Source organism: Gilliamella sp. B2824, from assembly GCF_026536245.1.
Taxonomy (GTDB): Bacteria; Pseudomonadota; Gammaproteobacteria; order Enterobacterales; family Orbaceae; genus Gilliamella.
Genome location: NZ_JAFNON010000004.1, coordinates 199,500 through 214,490 on the forward strand (window position 1 = coordinate 199,500; position 14,991 = coordinate 214,490).

The 14,991-nt window shown below is 33.1% G+C and carries 21 protein-coding genes; 12 read left to right on the forward strand and 9 right to left on the reverse strand.

Annotated features, from left to right (window positions below; genetic code table 11):
• Window positions 1-8: 8 nt before the first annotated feature.
• The 8 genes from J3U56_RS05720 to J3U56_RS05755 all read right to left on the reverse strand — a co-directional run bounded on the left by J3U56_RS05720 (window position 9) and on the right by J3U56_RS05755 (window position 6,882).
• Complete coding sequence (locus J3U56_RS05720; protein WP_267367019.1) at window positions 9-1,925, reverse strand: phage tail protein; 1,917 nt, start codon at window positions 1,923-1,925, stop codon at window positions 9-11.
• Window positions 1,922-2,527: a phage tail protein I gene (locus tag J3U56_RS05725; protein ID WP_267344208.1), complete on the reverse strand. Its 606-nt coding sequence runs from the start codon at window positions 2,525-2,527 to the stop codon at window positions 1,922-1,924. Before J3U56_RS05725 ends, J3U56_RS05720 begins: the two co-directional genes overlap by 4 nt.
• Window positions 2,517-3,428 (reverse strand): baseplate J/gp47 family protein, encoded by a 912-nt coding sequence (locus J3U56_RS05730; protein ID WP_267367023.1) that lies wholly within the window; start codon window positions 3,426-3,428, stop codon window positions 2,517-2,519. Before J3U56_RS05730 ends, J3U56_RS05725 begins: the two co-directional genes overlap by 11 nt.
• The gene (locus J3U56_RS05735) at window positions 3,416-3,769 is read right to left on the reverse strand and encodes a GPW/gp25 family protein (RefSeq protein WP_267344206.1); all 354 of its coding nucleotides are present in this window, start codon (window positions 3,767-3,769) and stop codon (window positions 3,416-3,418) included. Before J3U56_RS05735 ends, J3U56_RS05730 begins: the two co-directional genes overlap by 13 nt.
• Entirely contained in the window at window positions 3,766-4,404 is a 639-nt protein-coding gene (locus tag J3U56_RS05740; RefSeq protein ID WP_267367027.1) for a phage baseplate assembly protein V, read from the reverse strand. Before J3U56_RS05740 ends, J3U56_RS05735 begins: the two co-directional genes overlap by 4 nt.
• An 886-nt stretch (window positions 4,405-5,290) precedes the next feature.
• Window positions 5,291-5,707: a phage tail protein gene (locus J3U56_RS05745; RefSeq protein WP_267367029.1), complete on the reverse strand. Its 417-nt coding sequence runs from the start codon at window positions 5,705-5,707 to the stop codon at window positions 5,291-5,293.
• A gap of 309 nt (window positions 5,708-6,016) precedes the next feature.
• Complete coding sequence (locus J3U56_RS05750) at window positions 6,017-6,220, reverse strand: tail protein X (protein ID WP_267344204.1); 204 nt, start codon at window positions 6,218-6,220, stop codon at window positions 6,017-6,019.
• A 410-nt stretch (window positions 6,221-6,630) separates the two neighbouring features.
• On the reverse strand, window positions 6,631-6,882 hold the full coding sequence (locus J3U56_RS05755; RefSeq protein WP_267344203.1) for a hypothetical protein: 252 nt from the start codon (window positions 6,880-6,882) through the stop codon (window positions 6,631-6,633).
• Between the two features lie 274 nt (window positions 6,883-7,156).
• On the opposite strand from J3U56_RS05755, the gene J3U56_RS05760 reads away from it, so the two are divergent.
• The 11 genes from J3U56_RS05760 (at window position 7,157) to J3U56_RS05800 (ending at window position 13,276) form a co-directional block, all read left to right on the forward strand.
• Window positions 7,157-7,639 carry an SMI1/KNR4 family protein gene (locus J3U56_RS05760; RefSeq protein WP_267344202.1) on the forward strand — a complete coding sequence of 161 codons (483 nt, stop codon included), beginning with the start codon at window positions 7,157-7,159 and terminating at the stop codon, window positions 7,637-7,639.
• A gap of 765 nt (window positions 7,640-8,404) precedes the next feature.
• Window positions 8,405-8,818, forward strand: coding sequence for a hypothetical protein (locus J3U56_RS05765; RefSeq protein WP_267332723.1), 414 nt, complete (start codon window positions 8,405-8,407; stop codon window positions 8,816-8,818).
• Between the two features lie 333 nt (window positions 8,819-9,151).
• Window positions 9,152-9,595: a hypothetical protein gene (locus tag J3U56_RS05770; RefSeq protein WP_267344201.1), complete on the forward strand. Its 444-nt coding sequence runs from the start codon at window positions 9,152-9,154 to the stop codon at window positions 9,593-9,595.
• Window positions 9,596-9,891: 296 nt separating this feature from the next.
• On the forward strand, window positions 9,892-10,266 hold the full coding sequence (locus J3U56_RS05775; RefSeq protein WP_267367031.1) for a hypothetical protein: 375 nt from the start codon (window positions 9,892-9,894) through the stop codon (window positions 10,264-10,266).
• A 249-nt stretch (window positions 10,267-10,515) separates the two neighbouring features.
• Window positions 10,516-10,599: an RHS domain-containing protein gene (locus J3U56_RS12125; RefSeq protein ID WP_416380299.1), complete on the forward strand. Its 84-nt coding sequence runs from the start codon at window positions 10,516-10,518 to the stop codon at window positions 10,597-10,599.
• The gene (locus J3U56_RS12130; RefSeq protein ID WP_416380300.1) at window positions 10,590-10,811 is read left to right on the forward strand and encodes an RHS repeat-associated core domain-containing protein; all 222 of its coding nucleotides are present in this window, start codon (window positions 10,590-10,592) and stop codon (window positions 10,809-10,811) included. Before J3U56_RS12125 ends, J3U56_RS12130 begins: the two co-directional genes overlap by 10 nt.
• Window positions 10,812-10,989: 178 nt before the next feature.
• On the forward strand, window positions 10,990-11,157 hold the full coding sequence (locus J3U56_RS05780) for a hypothetical protein (RefSeq protein WP_267347809.1): 168 nt from the start codon (window positions 10,990-10,992) through the stop codon (window positions 11,155-11,157).
• A gap of 27 nt (window positions 11,158-11,184) precedes the next feature.
• Window positions 11,185-11,508 carry a DUF7716 domain-containing protein gene (locus tag J3U56_RS05785; protein WP_267344197.1) on the forward strand — a complete coding sequence of 108 codons (324 nt, stop codon included), beginning with the start codon at window positions 11,185-11,187 and terminating at the stop codon, window positions 11,506-11,508.
• A gap of 389 nt (window positions 11,509-11,897) precedes the next feature.
• Window positions 11,898-12,494, forward strand: coding sequence for a hypothetical protein (locus J3U56_RS05790; protein WP_267367034.1), 597 nt, complete (start codon window positions 11,898-11,900; stop codon window positions 12,492-12,494).
• Window positions 12,495-12,721: 227 nt separating this feature from the next.
• A complete protein-coding gene (locus J3U56_RS05795; RefSeq protein ID WP_267332731.1) occupies window positions 12,722-12,892 on the forward strand; it encodes a hypothetical protein in 171 nt (56 codons plus the stop codon).
• A gap of 15 nt (window positions 12,893-12,907) precedes the next feature.
• Window positions 12,908-13,276, forward strand: a complete 369-nt coding sequence (locus tag J3U56_RS05800; RefSeq protein ID WP_267332732.1) for a hypothetical protein — start codon at window positions 12,908-12,910, stop codon at window positions 13,274-13,276.
• Between the two features lie 138 nt (window positions 13,277-13,414).
• Here the strand turns inward: J3U56_RS05800 and J3U56_RS12135 are convergent, their stop codons facing one another.
• Complete coding sequence (locus J3U56_RS12135; protein WP_416379661.1) at window positions 13,415-13,525, reverse strand: SymE family type I addiction module toxin; 111 nt, start codon at window positions 13,523-13,525, stop codon at window positions 13,415-13,417.
• A 795-nt stretch (window positions 13,526-14,320) separates the two neighbouring features.
• On the opposite strand from J3U56_RS12135, the gene J3U56_RS05805 reads away from it, so the two are divergent.
• Complete coding sequence (locus J3U56_RS05805; protein WP_267367036.1) at window positions 14,321-14,917, forward strand: hypothetical protein; 597 nt, start codon at window positions 14,321-14,323, stop codon at window positions 14,915-14,917.
• Window positions 14,918-14,991: the final 74 nt, after the last annotated feature.

Consider the following 14,991-nt stretch of genomic DNA (forward strand, 5'->3'; position numbering starts at 1 on the left):
TTTTCCCCTTATTCTGCTCTTACAATATAGTTAAATGTAATATTTTTTGGTCTGTTTTCATTAGCGACCGGCACGATTTGTGATGCGTCAAACGCAAAAATAGCGCCCCAATCGTCGGGGTTTCCTGTTTTTACTGCCGGATTCCAAAACGCATCAGTCCTAAAAGCCCCCTCGGAACCAATTGGAGGCGGGTTCGTGGCTCTAAAAACAGTTGGAAACCTACCCCAAATGTTACGTATTGCATCATCTTGATAGCTGAGTAATCCACGATTCGGATCTATTCCTCGTCCGTTGTCGTTTCCGCGAATAAATAATCCCCGCAGGTCGGGCAAAGTGCCCCACGGGTACACGCTGGCAAGTCGAGGAAACTGTTGAACATTGAACTGCGCGCCGTCGCACCACAGCCAGCCCAGCGGCAACCGATCACTTGGCCACGGCATAGGTATACCGGCAGGGATATAATTATTAATATTGTTGGATGTAACTTGCTCAGACCAGTTTGACCACACGTTATATGAATGTCGATACGTTCTAATAAATTGTCGTGACGAGTAATAGTCTGTGTAAATCTGTACACAGCCGTCAATACCGTCTCCGCCCGTCTGGGTCACGATTAACGACCCCGCGGCGGGTATCGGATAATTATTCGATGTCGTCGCAAATTCATTCATGTTTTGCAAATAGATGCCATGTCGCGGCGCTTTGATATTATTAAGATTTTCATTATTTAAATAACCATGAAAACGATATGCGTACTTTTCGACATTTGCCGTTGTTATTGCTTCATACCAATTTTGCTTACCATCATCTTTTGAATCTGTGCGATAATAAATGCGAGGGGTCTTGTTATTAACTACAGCTAATTGTTCGACTTTCCAATGCTCGCTGTTACTAGGATACGCAAGCAATGTTGCCGAATCATCTCTCCCGTTAAGTGGCAAATTAGGAAAATTGGATGTTCTACATTGATAAAACCCTCCTACCAAGCGTTCATCAAAATTGTTGACAGTAGCGCCTGTTTGACCGCCAATCCCGTAATCGCCTGCTTTTAATGCTGATTTACCATTGATGGTAACATCATCATTATTTTCAAATCTCCACGCATTTCCACTATTAGTGTACCTAAGCTTTGTAAACCAATTCTTTTTTTCTGCATCATAAAAAAGAAATGAGAAGTTGTCTCCAATTGGTCGAATTACTGTAACATTATCAGGATTTTCATAATTGAATTTGATACCGTACGCTTTGTATTCAAACTTTAATTGTCCACTGATTACATCCCCTGATTTTTTAACTGAGTTTGCTGCCAAGTCATAAGTATTTTTTACTGCTAAAGGCGTTGCGGCTTGGTTTTCAGCTGTACTATTGGTTGCTGAGCTTAATTGTACAAATCCCTTTGATTTAGTTGTAGCAGTAGGATGGTTGGTTGATTTTTCATGTGCTTCCATTTTCGTTGCAATTAAGTTATCAACATATTCACGAGTTGCAAGTACTACAGAAGGATCGATTTTTAGTTCAACTGAGTTGACGTTATCAACTATAATTACCATTCTTATTACTTGGGTTCGACCACTACCTTCAACTAATTTAGGTTTATAAGTTGCAGGGCAGTTACCGACTGCAATTAAATTACCTTCATCATCATATAAACCGATCTCATGAATAAACCAACCACCTTCATTTTCAGGAATGACTTGTTCGGCGATGATTTGGTTAGAATTTTGTTTATCAATAAATAACGTATTAATAGCAGCTCGTCTGACCTCATGAACCAGTTTTGTTTGAGTAGCGAGTGGTTTAGGGATTGATCCATTGCCATCACCAACACCCATTTGCGTTAATTTTAATGGCACCCCTAAAGCTGTTGCATTAGCAAGCAATGCAGCGCCTTGTTTAGTTAATATTGTATAGTAAGTTTGACTCATGGTTTTATGCTCATTGTATCGATTAAGTGAATAATTGCGCCTACTTGGCGTTCGGAGGTTGTAGTTATTGTTTCAGTCACATAAGGGTAAATATAAAGAATATTCCCGTCGTAACAGCTAGCACCAACAGTGATTTCACCTTTGGACACTAATTGAATTGAGAGTGAAGACAATTGACGTGAAACGGGTTTTACATCGTCAATAATTCGATTTAATTCTTTGTAAGAGTCGGCAGTAATTCCCTTATCTAAAACACCTATTTGTAATGAAAAAGTGCCAGGTTTTTGGTTGTTTTGCCACCATTCGGTAATACTAATTAAATAACCAAATGGTTCGACTGCGCGACGAATTGCTTCTTTAGTACCTTTCAATTTATGAATTTCAAAAGCTTCAGCAATTACCTTTCTTTTCGTTTGTTCTGGCCAAGTTTCATCCCAGCGATCAACACTATATTGCCAAGCTAAGTATGGCAAAAGTTTGAAAGGGCAAGTCATTGGATCCCAAAGTGAACGTAAAGGAATGGGTGGATCGCATAACATAGCCTGTGAAAGATTTTTCTCAAATCTTGTAGCAGTCGGCGGAAGTAAAGTTTTATTCGCCATAACTCACTACCCCAATTTGATAATCAGAACAAAAACTGGCTTGTTCGCGATTAACTAATATATCTTGCACAGGTTCATGTAATTCTACTCGTTCAACGCCAACAACATGTAAAGCAGAGATGATTGCACTGCGACTAATGCGTCTACCAATTCGGTGTTTTTCGGTAATATAATTTTGCAAATTGTTGATTGCTGTCTTTTTTATTGGTTCAGATTCAGGTCCTGGGTATAGATAAAGTGAAGCTTTAATATTATAGTGAATCAAATCGACTGATTTGACTGTGACACGATCGGCGATTGGACGACGATTTTCTTCATTTACGGCTTGTTTGACAATTGCTATTAATTCATCCGATGCTTTGCCATTATTTTCTCGCGACAAAATTGCAAGAGTTACACAAGCAGGTGAAGGACTTTCAGCAGCTGCATCCAATACTCGTCCATCAGCACTTCGGGCAAAAAATTCATAGGCAGCTCGAGGACCAGCAACGGATAAACCTTCAAATGCACTCTGAATACGCAGTCTAAAATCGCTGTCCGATTCTTTAATTTGTTTAATTACAGGAACAACCGTATTATCCTCAGGTTGGATCACTAAGCGTTGTACATTAAAATTCGCGCCTAAGTTATCAAGATCACGACCTTTAGCATGTGCAATCATCAAGGCTTGTGATGCTTCATTAATTCGTTGACGTAAAATTAATTCGTAATAGGCACTTTCTTGCAGTAATTTAACAATTGGTTCACTTTCAAATTGTAATGTTTTGGCGACTTCTTGCTGTTGTTCATCACTATAAAGTGCTATAAATTTATCTTTACGTTGTTGAAAGATCTTTTCAAAATCTAACGATTCAATGATGTCAGGTGGGGGTAATAATGAAAGATCTGTTAATGTTGCCATGTTGCTACCTCAATCTCACTGCTGAATGATTCATTTGGTTTATCTGTTCGTGAACCAACGATGTGTACTGTTAATTTTTCTTTGTCATTGAAAATATCAACTGCATCAATTTTTATACGTGGTTCCCATTGGCTTAATGCCATTACTGTTGCGGAAATCACTTTTAATCTTGTTGCTTCGGTATTGGGATGATCCAATAATAAAAAAAGTAATGAGCCATAATTACGACGTTCAATTCGAGAACCGACAGGGGTTGTCAAAATATCTTTAATAGATTGGTTGATATGATCCATATCAGTAATCGTGCGCCCACTTTTACAATTCATGCCAATATAACTCATTTGGGTTTTCCTGTTGTTTCACCACCAGCTCTAACACCTGTATGGATATGTGAATCTAAAACAATACCATTGGACGATAATTGGCCTTGCTGATGAATCACATTGCCAGTTAAATATCCGGTATTGCCACTTTGTCCACCACCTGTTGCATTGAAAGATTTAAATGTGACATGGTCACTACATTCGACAAGTGGTGTATCAAAGTGAATTTTAGTACCAGCTTTAGCGGTAATTTGTTCGCTAGCTTCAATGACTGCTGTTTTTATTCCCTTTATCGTTAAGCTGCTAGTTTTAGGTTCGTATTCGAATGAAGCGCCATCGGGAAAAGTCACACAATATCCATCCTCAGAATTTGAAGGTGCTGGATTATCATTGCAATAAAGGCTTGGTAATACGCACCCTAGCTCCAAATTACCATTGGGACTTAAGATAAACACCTGCTCTCCAACAGATGGGCGCCACCATGAACGGCTTTTCCCTGCTCGATGAGTAAACCAGGGCAACCAAGCTGTAATAAGATTGCCTGAACGGACTCTAACCCTGTCACCTTTTGTTTCACAAACTACACCGGGACGGATCAGATTTTCTATTTTTCGTAATATGTCGACTAAGTCGGCTGGATGATATGTTTTCATGGCGCTATAATCGTCAATTATGCTTTAAAAATAAAGCGACCTTATTTGTAGAATATTTAGTTACAACATCCATGAACAGCTAATAATTATTAGCGTGATTAAAACAATAGGCGGGGTTGGTTATAAATGTATTTACAACTTATATGGATGTCAGCTTTCATTGAATAAAATGTGTTTTGAAAAGCTGCGTAGCACACAATCCTTATGTTTCTAACATCTGCCATTTGTTACGGTTTGTTAAAAAATGACAATAAGAATGATAATTTGTTTTTTTGTGGCTAAAGGGGCGGAAAAGCAACCAATATTGTATTATCAGCGGATTTTAATTCTAAAGATTATAAGGAAGAGTAGGGGAAGTTAGGCGCGTTAACTATAATAAAAGGAGAAATATGCTATTTGCGGTAGGATATATTATTAAATATTACTAACACTCTTAAAATAAACTAATTTAGTGTTTTATTGAATAATAGGAATGATCAATTTATCATCACATTAAAGTCAACCATGCCAGTCCTTTTTATACTCATTCAAATTATAAAAATATTTTACAATACCATGGCTATTTTATTCTTTTCAAATAAAAAATAAGGTAGATACAAGTTCATTGCCCATCACTGTTTTAACAAAATAGATATACTCGCAAAAACTCTGATTATTACTTTATCGTTGCATAAATGCGTTCATTTAACCTAAATAATAAAGTTTTTGGTATTCGTTTAATGCAATTAGTAACTGGATATAACAAATATCGATTTTATTTCTATGTAAATGTGATCACTAAAAGTTATTTATATCAAATTAAAAATAAAATAGAACAAGGTGTTTTTTATTACACCTTATATAGAGTAGGCAGATATTTTAACTTATTTTAAAAAGGAAAATCTCACTAATTTAATAAATCTTCATCAAGAATTTTGTCTTTAATTATTTGAGATTGTAATGCTTCATTTATATTTTGTGTAAGAATGCGTTCTGACAATTTTAGCTTAATATTTATTTTGCAATGACATTCAGTGATGTCTTGAACATCAAATTTAATTGACGTTTTACGTGATTCTGGATTTAGCATACTATCGCTTTGATTGTTTGTCATCCAACTAACTATTGCCTGCATTAGTCCTTCGAATGGAAATTGGTAATTATCAAAAGTTAAATGCAAAGTATAATGATAAAAAAGTACTAAATTACTCGTAGTAATCGCTTCGATATGGCCGTTTGTTACTGCCATTTGTAATTGTGAAACGGCATTGTTAATTAGTTTTTTTTCAAAAAGAAATTGTTTCAGGTTATCAATTTTTTTCATAGTAATCTCTTTGATTATGTTGAGTTATTACTACTCGTATGTACCCATACCAAACATATAATAAAAATTATTCTAAATTAACGTAGCATTTTGTTATTTTAAATCATGTTTGAATGGTTATTATTCGAGTTTAGTTTTAGTATGATTCGATCTTTACACTTAGTTCAAGACGTTTATTATTATTTAATAAATATGGTTTTGTTGTCCTACTTGAATTTATTATTGAGACGATTAAGTCATCGATGTGGATTAAAAGAATCGGGCCTGTTTTTAGCTGTAAAGTAAACAAAAACTATGGTTTTGAATTAATTAATCCCATAAATTAATCTGATTTTTTTTGGGTTCAGATACAAACTCAGGAACATTGACAGCAGTGCCGATTGGTAACATGGCAGGGAGTTCACAAAGATTAGGGTTATTTTGATAAATAGTTTCTACAATACCAGCCGTGCTACCAAAAACGCGATATGCTAATGCGTCAACTGTTTCATTTTGCATTGAATAAACAAGCATGATTAGATACTCCATTAATTATTAAAAAGTTTAGACTTTTTTAGTTACGAAATATAATTTATTTTATTTACTAAAATTGACCTTTAAAGTATATAAAAAAGCTAATATTTAAACTGTTACACCAAAATAGGGTGATTTTAGTGAAATAGGTTTGCTCTGTATGATCGCTATTTAACGGTTTTTGAACAACCGTTTAAAAATGTATTTTTGTAAGTTACAAATCAATAAATGGGCTAATTGGTTGGTTAAGTCGAAACTTGCTCTTTTGTTGTTAACAACTTACGACTTGGGTTTTTTTTATCAAGTTTCGCTTAATATTTGAATAATCGCTATTCTAAGCTTGGTAAAAAAATGTTGCACTATATAAGCTATCGGTAAACATAGACTACCCAGAATAGCGTTCAATGTGATTAATTATTGTCTATTAGCCAAGCATGTTTATATGTTTTACCGTTAATCGTTATGGTGAAAGGGATTTGCTGGCCTAAATTAACCGATCTATCAGAGCAGACTTCGTCCCAATCTACATGTAATAGCGCATTTTGCGTCTGTGTTATTTGCCATCCTTCATGGAGTATCTCTAATTCAGTTGGAATTGATTTCACCTTTACAAAACTAGGGCAGGTTATCTCATAAATGGCATTAGCTAAGTTAGACGTCAAAAGACTAACTAAAATTTTAATCGTGGTTTTACAATATTACCTTTCATCTAGAGCTAGATAATTGAATTTTCTAAAAAATTAATAATACCATGATTAAATTAATTATTTTAAAAATAACATACGATTATTAGTAACATATACTTTTCAATAAACGTATATTTTGGCTAATCGAACTTTAGTAGATCGTTATATAACAAAAATTTATTTTCAAATAAATAAAATAAGATCAATAATGAATAGGTAGGAAGACAAAGCAATAAAGTAAGGACATAAAATGATTGATATGAATAATTTTTATCAAAGTGAAAAGCAACTCACTGAAAAAGATTTACAAACATGCGAGCAAACTTTGGGCATTACTTTACCTGACTCATTAAAGGCATTATATTTACGTTGTAATGGTGGTTTGGTATATAAAGATTGTTTTACTTTGCCCAATTTAGTAGATAAGTTAAAAATTGCTCTTTTTATGCCTATTAAATATAACCTAGCCTCTGATCATGATCCTGATTTTTTAATAGAAGGAACTGTGCAACAACTTTGGCAACAGCATAAATTAGAGAAAACATTATTACCATTTGCATTAGATTATAGCGATAGTTTTATCTGTATTAATCTTAATAATGGTGCTATTTATCGATATTGTTTATGGGATTGGGATGATAGTTTAACTCATGAACAAAACTTTACGGAAAATAGCGATTATTTATCAGCATCATTGGATGATTTTTTAAATGCATTAACTGAAGATAAATAGTTAACAAAGTCAAAAATGTTAGTGAGTAATGAAAGCTGTTGATATTTGAACTAAACATCAATATTAAATTTTATATTCAGTAATATACTGTTAGTGAAGTCGCTGTTAGGTTATGCATGACAACTTATACATAAACCTGAAGCGTTGTTGTAGATTTTATTATCAATACTATTGCAAAGTGAATTTATTTATTGAATTATTAAAAATAAGATGTAGTATTTGTTATCATCTTGCTTTCACTGATAAAAGTTGTAACCAACTAAGTTAGTTAAGTTTTATTTTTTTAAAATGAGATTAATTTATTAGGTAGTATTTAATAAAAGCTTAAATTTTTATATTTAGCTGCTCATATTCAATTATAACTGTTATAAAAATAGAACTATAGTTCCATCTATCCCACAAGAGTAGGATATTGTAAACATAGTAAAATATTTAATTAAATTGTACTTAAAAATTTTATTAAAAAACACATATTATTATTCTACATTATCTAAATATTATCACCGAAAATTGCAGTCATAATTATGCATTAGAATGATTGAAAAGATTTATAATGTTAAAAGTTGTATTTACATTTAACTTATTGAATTAGTGTTATAAATTTAGTTCTAGCCGTAAATATTATTTACCATAATAAAACAAAAATTAATCACATTGAAGATAAATCTATCTGCTATTAGTTTGGCTTGAAAAGATAATTTCAAGCAATAAGGCAACTAATTAGCAAAATATAAGATATGTTGATTATTCATAAGGGGATCGTAAATGCTTGTTGATACACTCGAAAGATTTGAATCCTTATATAAAAAATTGTGGATTGAACTAACGGATAAATATGGAAAAAATAATTTTATCGATGAGGTAGAAGTCTCAAAAGCAACGTTTTTGTTAGAAAATCTAATAAAATGTCGTATCTTTCAATTACCAGCATTTGAGTTGTTGTTAAGAATTAACCCCGATCGTGCTTTAGCTTTGCTTGAAGATCGTTATCTATCAATGGATTTATCTGATCATATTAATGATCAAGTTTCAGATCTAGAAATTATGTTAACAAATATCAAAAGGATATTAGGAAAAGAACAATTGATTAACATTCTAAATAGTGATGCATTTTTAGCTAAAAATAAGAAAAATAGAAGAGTAAAAGAAGCTATTCGCTTTGCTAAAGAGGATGATTAACAGTATAGTTTTTAACAAAACCCTAACCGAATTTCACTTAGTCAAAAAACAGGCTAACTGTTAGCCATATTTTTACACGATTAAGACCCATACTTTAATTCAAAAATCTCATGTTGTTAATTAATTATTTAAATGAATGTGACATTGTAACTTTAACTTAAGTGTCATATAACAAAATGATTATTAAAGGGATTAAATTGCTGAGTAGATTGGTAAAAAAAACATTATATTATTGTTATACTAAAAATGATAAAAAAATATATAAATAAAGGATTTTATCTTGCCGAAACCTATGATGTAGATGAAGAGTTATAAATCGAAAGGACGATGTAAATGAAAATTGATTTTTTACAATTATATGCTGAAGTAGAAGTTAACTATGATATTACTAATACGGTTTTAAAGCCATTGAGAATAAATCTCAATAAATTAAACAAAACGCTTCCACATTATGATAAACTATTTAAAACAACAGATTACGAATTAGTTTTTACCATATCTGCTACACAAGAAAACAAAAATTTAGTCTACGGCCCTACAACATCGTCAAAAAACAAAGTGGTTTATTTCACAATTTTTATACCTTATAAAACGTTTAGTTGCTATACGCAACAAATATATTACATTCTTGATACCATAGCAGAAGGAATTATTTTTGTATTCAATAAATATAAAACTGATCCTTCAGGGGTAAAAGAAGTGTTTGAAACATTAAAAACATTGATTGCAAAAGATCCAGAAAGATATGAAAAATGGCTAAAAGATCTCGAGGACTGATAATTTTAAAAATTTATAACGTTTAAGGCGCTATTGCTCTAGTTAGAATAGATATATAGTTATCACCGGTGCGAAAAAAATAGATCACAGCCGGATATAACAAATCCAAGGTAAAAGGGAATAGAGTGTAGGTAGTAAAATTGACCTATATTACATTATGCCCTTGATATAATCAGATTCACACAGTCAGATCTAATAGGGTTTTGAAAAAGGATAGATTCTAAAAAATTCATAATAAAGGTGTTGATGAACATTTTTTTAACATTAAAACTTTTTTTTCAAATGATAACGATTATTTGTTCTGTAATTGTTGTTTATTCTGTGATGAGTATGTCATTGGTGATTTTGAACAAACAGTATTAGCTGACGCATTAAAATTATCATTTGATGATTTACTTATTAGATTAGCTAATAGTAGCTTAATTAAGGTTAATTATAATGAAGTCAATACCGTATTTGATAGTCTTTCAGAAAATATCTATAACTCGTGTTTGCCTATTTTCATTGAATCATTTGATGGGGATTTTGGTATTTTATGCTCTATAAATGATGTTGATTATTTGGTAATTAAAAAATGGAATAGTTCTAAATTAATTAATGTAAAAATGAAGAAAAAAGACTATATCACAAGTATTCAAAATGCTATTGATGAACTAAGTAAGAATAAATAAAAAAATAGTTTAAAACTAAAAATATATATTTTTTACTCTTTAGTTAAATTAAGTTTTAATGATTATGTTTGACGTGATTCCAACTTTTAAAAGATAAAAAACTCAATAGCTATCAAAAATAGTGAGTAATATAGCCTGTGTCATAAACAAATTTGTACCGACAGAAGCAAAAGCGTCTATATCTACACTGATGAAAGCAGCTATGAACCCTTAGCCAGAGTAGAGATCACCACCAGCATACAACAAAAAGTGCTGTACTACCACACCGATGTCAACAGTGCCCCAGAAGAACTCACTGATGAAGACGGTCACATTGTATGGGCATGCAGTTAATAGCTGTAGGGCAGACCGATACAGGAAATCAAACACAGCCAGATACAACAGATTCAAGGTATCAGCGACAGTATTTAGACAAAGAAACGGGCTTACATTACACTACTTTTAGGTACTATGACCCAGATATAGGCAGACTCACGCAGCCAAACCCGATTGGGCTGTTGGGTGGGTTTAACTTGTATCAGTATGCGCCCAATGGGTTGAACTGAGGGGGCTGGGTTCAAAAAAATCATTGGGTGCAGATGCTTTTGGTAGTCCTTTATTTAGCTCTAAATATAGTGTATGGTATCAAACAGACATACCTATGCATATAGAAATCAGCACAATAGAAAAAGATTTAGTTGATGTTACCTAAAGGTATTGTGGCACCTGTTCAATTAGGTCCTATTGGCGGGGGGGAAATCGACAAGCCCACCAAAATATTCATGGCATCATAATGCATATAAACCGACAACGATTGAACGCATACCAAGAGCAGAGCACAAAGCGTATGGGCTTGTACAAAATAGTTTACATCCAAATCAGAAAGGCGGCTTAAAAAAGCTTGGTGGTTAATGTAAATTGTAATTTGAGTGAGACAATATGAAACTAATGACGATTCGAGAAATTCTTTCTAATCCAGATAAAATTCCTCAAACTTGGTTTTATCTTCCCCCAGATAAAACGACTTGGAATCTTGATACACAAGGTATATTTTCTTTGGATAGTGGGGATTTTCCTCTTGATTCAGATGAATATCTTCCCAAACAAGTTGAAAATGACGGCTGGATAGAGACCTTAGACGGATCGAGTATTGAAGATGTAGTTAGTTATGCTCAAGGGCAATCAGACAATGTTACATTAGATGATTTATTCAGATCTTTCATCTTTTATTATGAAAATGATGCATTTCTAGACTTTGATTAAAAATTGGAAACTTTTAATCATACTAAAATTTCATTTCAATAACGTGTAAGTCATCATTCTGATTGTAATTGTGTATTTAATTGAAGATATTAGAAATATATTATATGAATAAAACATAATTTAATTGACTATCGTTCAATAAGACTAGAACGAGCCTAAACAAAAACTGACTTAAGAACGACTAAATAGTGTCATTGCGTTTATTTTACCATTTCACCACTTCACACGCTAAGCCATCGGCTGACGTATCGAAACACCGACAGGGCAAAGCTAGCAACCATCTTTTTATACTGTTCTTGATGCCGCTAGGAAACTGATGCAAAATATTTAATAAATATTGACTGCTGCTTGGGAAAATATAAACAATTATAGATATAAGGTATACCGAAATGAAGCGTGAACCACTTTATCACCTGTATTATTCAGGAATGGGCACTGTCGATCTCGATCCTGAATGGGAGCATAAAACCAGAGAGCAATTTTGTCATTATTGCCATAGACTCAAATTACCTCACAGTGGTATGGATGTGATTACGGATGGGAAAATAAGGAAAAACCTAGATATGGCCATGGTAGGTGATCTGCTGATACCTAGTAGTATGTCGCAGCGCTTATTTGGTTTGCTGGGTGAGGAGGCTGAAAAACATTTAAATATAGGTTCTATTTATAATAAAATGGAAAGTGAGAAGCATAAACAGCCATTTATGACTTTTATTAGTAAATATGATTACATTGTACTTAGAGGTGAAACGCCAAATATTTTTGATGGACAGCCTGTTCCTGAGAATGTTCGTCTAGTTGTCTGTCCTGAATGTCATTTCCACTCAAGAAGAGAAAGAGCGCCAAGGTTTTTACTTGAAAGCGAATATCCACCATATCCAATATGCTGTACGGAATTTGGTTTACTTTTATATGAAAGTATTTATGAAAGGCTGAAAAATATTAAATTAGTTGGGGTACTTGTAGAGAAAGTTAAAGTTAAATAGCAAAATACTGATTCTATTGAAAACGCTTTCCAATAACAAAACCAGTAGAGATACTGAAATTGATGAGCATTATACAAAAACAGGAAAGATTCCAGTTGGCAATCAAAAGAGTTATAAACCGAAAGGACTATGTAAAGAAAGGTTTTTCAATTAGTCAGGACTATATGAATCAGAAGGCATGGCGAAATTAGGATATGACTAATTAACAACGCAATGCTTATGATCAAGTGGCTAAGAGTGGTTGCTCGAATACCTTGGATGAACACCAAAAAATAGCAGTAGATGCTCTTAAAGCCGGTGGTACCACCACTAAAGAGGCGAGAGATCTTGTCGCTCAATCTTTATGGAATTTAAGATCACAGGGTGTAACTTCATCATCAAATATACCGTGGAATTAGATAGGAGTAATTAATATGTCAGATAAGAAATTACTTGATTCCTTTGGTCAAGAGTTTATCTCTAGTATCAGAGATCAATCTATTTTTGAGTTTGAAGCCATATTAAATGGTAGAATGAAATCTAAAAGCTCTATTGAGCTGAGTAATGAAATAAAAGCCTTTGATGAAAATCAAATTAATGTTTTGAAAAAAGTGGTTTTTAATTCTATTGACAGTGTTATTTATAATGTTCTTAATATGCTTGAGCAAAATGAAGAAAACATGAAGTTGTTGATATCTCAAGATGGGAATGATGAAAAAAATATTCTTGAGCTCAGTGATGGATTATCTGGTGAACTTTTTACAGAAAATGGCTGGATAGAGAAATTTAGTAAATATGAATAGATGTTATATGTAGGGCCGGGAAAATTTATCTCTCCCAGCTATTTTTTTAAATAATTAAATTCTACCTAACCCAACTGAGCATATTTTTAACCTGTGCCAGTTGCTCCCTCAGTTCCCCTTCCTGCGGACTGTCCGGTATTAAATCAATACAGTCTTCGCAATCTTTACTGTCACGCTGGTGCCGGTATTAAATCCTACCTCTCTCAGCCATTTACCGCTTAACTTAATTAACGGTGTATCGCTGTAAATAACTTACGGTATAGTGCCGTGTGCTGAAGAACTCACCGATGAAGACGGTAACATTATCTAGGAGTGCTGCTATAAGCTGTGAGGTAAACCGATACAAGAAATAAAACATCCCAAATACAATAGAACCTAAGCTCTCAAGGACAATATTTAGACAAATAAATTTGCCTACATTACAATATTTTAAGGTACAGCGACCTGATATAGGTAGATTCACGCAGCCGGACCCGATAGTCAATTGTTAGTGGGGTAAAATAATGAATGAAATTGATTATACTTTACGTAATTTACCAATGTTGCTTACAAGAAATAAAAAAAATGTTGGCAAGATGCTATTATACAAACCAAAACAGCTTTATTTGGTTTTTTAAAAAAACATGAATTATTAATCGGTGTTGAGCCGTTTGATGAAGAGGGTAATTTAAAAACTGATACGGTTCTTATAAAATCTAATCTTATGCCATAAGGTCAGGAATTATACAAAACTGCTGTTCGAGGATGGTATGATTACTTAGATAGAAGCACAAATCCTCATAAATATCAGAATCTTAGTCGGCTAGAAAAAGCTTTAGCTAAAATTCGAGAAAGTAAAAATAATTAAGAAAGATAAACATCTCACAATAGATAATAATTAAAATATGAGGTATTTATGGTTTGGGATTTTATAGCATCAAGTAATGTAGCCAACCATTTGATAAAAGTTCTTATCGAAAAACACAAAACTAATACACTAAATAATATGAATATTGAAGGTGCTATTTTGGAAAATAAAGCAAATAATAGATATAAGGTATATGAATGATGCGTGAACAACTTTATCACCTGTATTATTCAGGAATGGACACTGTCGATATCGTTCCCGAATGGGAGCGTAAAAACAAAGAGCAATTTTGTCATTATTGCCATACACTAAAACTACCTCACGGTGGTATGGATGTGATTACGGATGGGAAAATCAGGAAAAATCTAGATATGCCCATGGTAGGTCGTCTTCTGATACCTAGTATTATGTCGCTGCGCTTATTTAGTTTGCTGGGTGAAGATGCTGAAAAACATTTAAATATAGGTTCTATTTATAATAAAGTGGAAAGTGAAAAGCATAAACAGCCATTTATAACTTTTATTAGTAAATATGATTACGTTGTACTTAGAGGTGAAAAACCATATATTTTTGATGGACAACCTATTCCTGAGAATGAGCGTCTTTTTGTCTGCCCTGACTGCCATTTTCACTCAAGAAGAGAAAGAGCGCCGTGGTTTTTACTTGAGAGCGAATATCCACCATATCCAATATGCTGTACGGACTTGGGTTTACTTTTATATGAAAGTATTTATGAAAGGCTGAAAAATATCAAATTAGTTGGGGTATGTGTAGAGAAAGTTAAAGTTAAATAGCAAAATACTGATTCTATTGAAAACGCTTTCCAACAACAAAACCAGTAGAGGCAGTGAAACAGGAAAAATTCCAG

Excerpts from the sequence above, each read along its gene's own strand:
- J3U56_RS05765 (WP_267332723.1), top strand. The coding sequence starts at position 8,405 with ATGCTTGTTGATACACTCGAAAGATTTGAATCCTTATATAAAAAATTG.
- J3U56_RS12130 (WP_416380300.1), top strand. The coding sequence starts at position 10,590 with ATGCAGTTAATAGCTGTAGGGCAGACCGATACAGGAAATCAAACACAG.
- J3U56_RS05720 (WP_267367019.1), bottom strand. The coding sequence starts at position 1,925 with ATGAGTCAAACTTACTATACAATATTAACTAAACAAGGCGCTGCATTG.
- J3U56_RS05730 (WP_267367023.1), bottom strand. The coding sequence starts at position 3,428 with ATGGCAACATTAACAGATCTTTCATTATTACCCCCACCTGACATCATT.
- J3U56_RS05745 (WP_267367029.1), bottom strand. The coding sequence starts at position 5,707 with ATGAAAAAAATTGATAACCTGAAACAATTTCTTTTTGAAAAAAAACTA.
- J3U56_RS05740 (WP_267367027.1), bottom strand. The coding sequence starts at position 4,404 with ATGAAAACATATCATCCAGCCGACTTAGTCGACATATTACGAAAAATA.
- J3U56_RS05800 (WP_267332732.1), top strand. The coding sequence starts at position 12,908 with ATGTCAGATAAGAAATTACTTGATTCCTTTGGTCAAGAGTTTATCTCT.
- J3U56_RS05760 (WP_267344202.1), top strand. The coding sequence starts at position 7,157 with ATGATTGATATGAATAATTTTTATCAAAGTGAAAAGCAACTCACTGAA.
- J3U56_RS05805 (WP_267367036.1), top strand. The coding sequence starts at position 14,321 with ATGATGCGTGAACAACTTTATCACCTGTATTATTCAGGAATGGACACT.
- J3U56_RS05735 (WP_267344206.1), bottom strand. The coding sequence starts at position 3,769 with ATGAGTTATATTGGCATGAATTGTAAAAGTGGGCGCACGATTACTGAT.
- J3U56_RS05725 (WP_267344208.1), bottom strand. The coding sequence starts at position 2,527 with ATGGCGAATAAAACTTTACTTCCGCCGACTGCTACAAGATTTGAGAAA.
- J3U56_RS05785 (WP_267344197.1), top strand. The coding sequence starts at position 11,185 with ATGAAACTAATGACGATTCGAGAAATTCTTTCTAATCCAGATAAAATT.
- J3U56_RS05770 (WP_267344201.1), top strand. The coding sequence starts at position 9,152 with ATGAAAATTGATTTTTTACAATTATATGCTGAAGTAGAAGTTAACTAT.
- J3U56_RS05750 (WP_267344204.1), bottom strand. The coding sequence starts at position 6,220 with ATGCTTGTTTATTCAATGCAAAATGAAACAGTTGACGCATTAGCATAT.
- J3U56_RS05790 (WP_267367034.1), top strand. The coding sequence starts at position 11,898 with ATGAAGCGTGAACCACTTTATCACCTGTATTATTCAGGAATGGGCACT.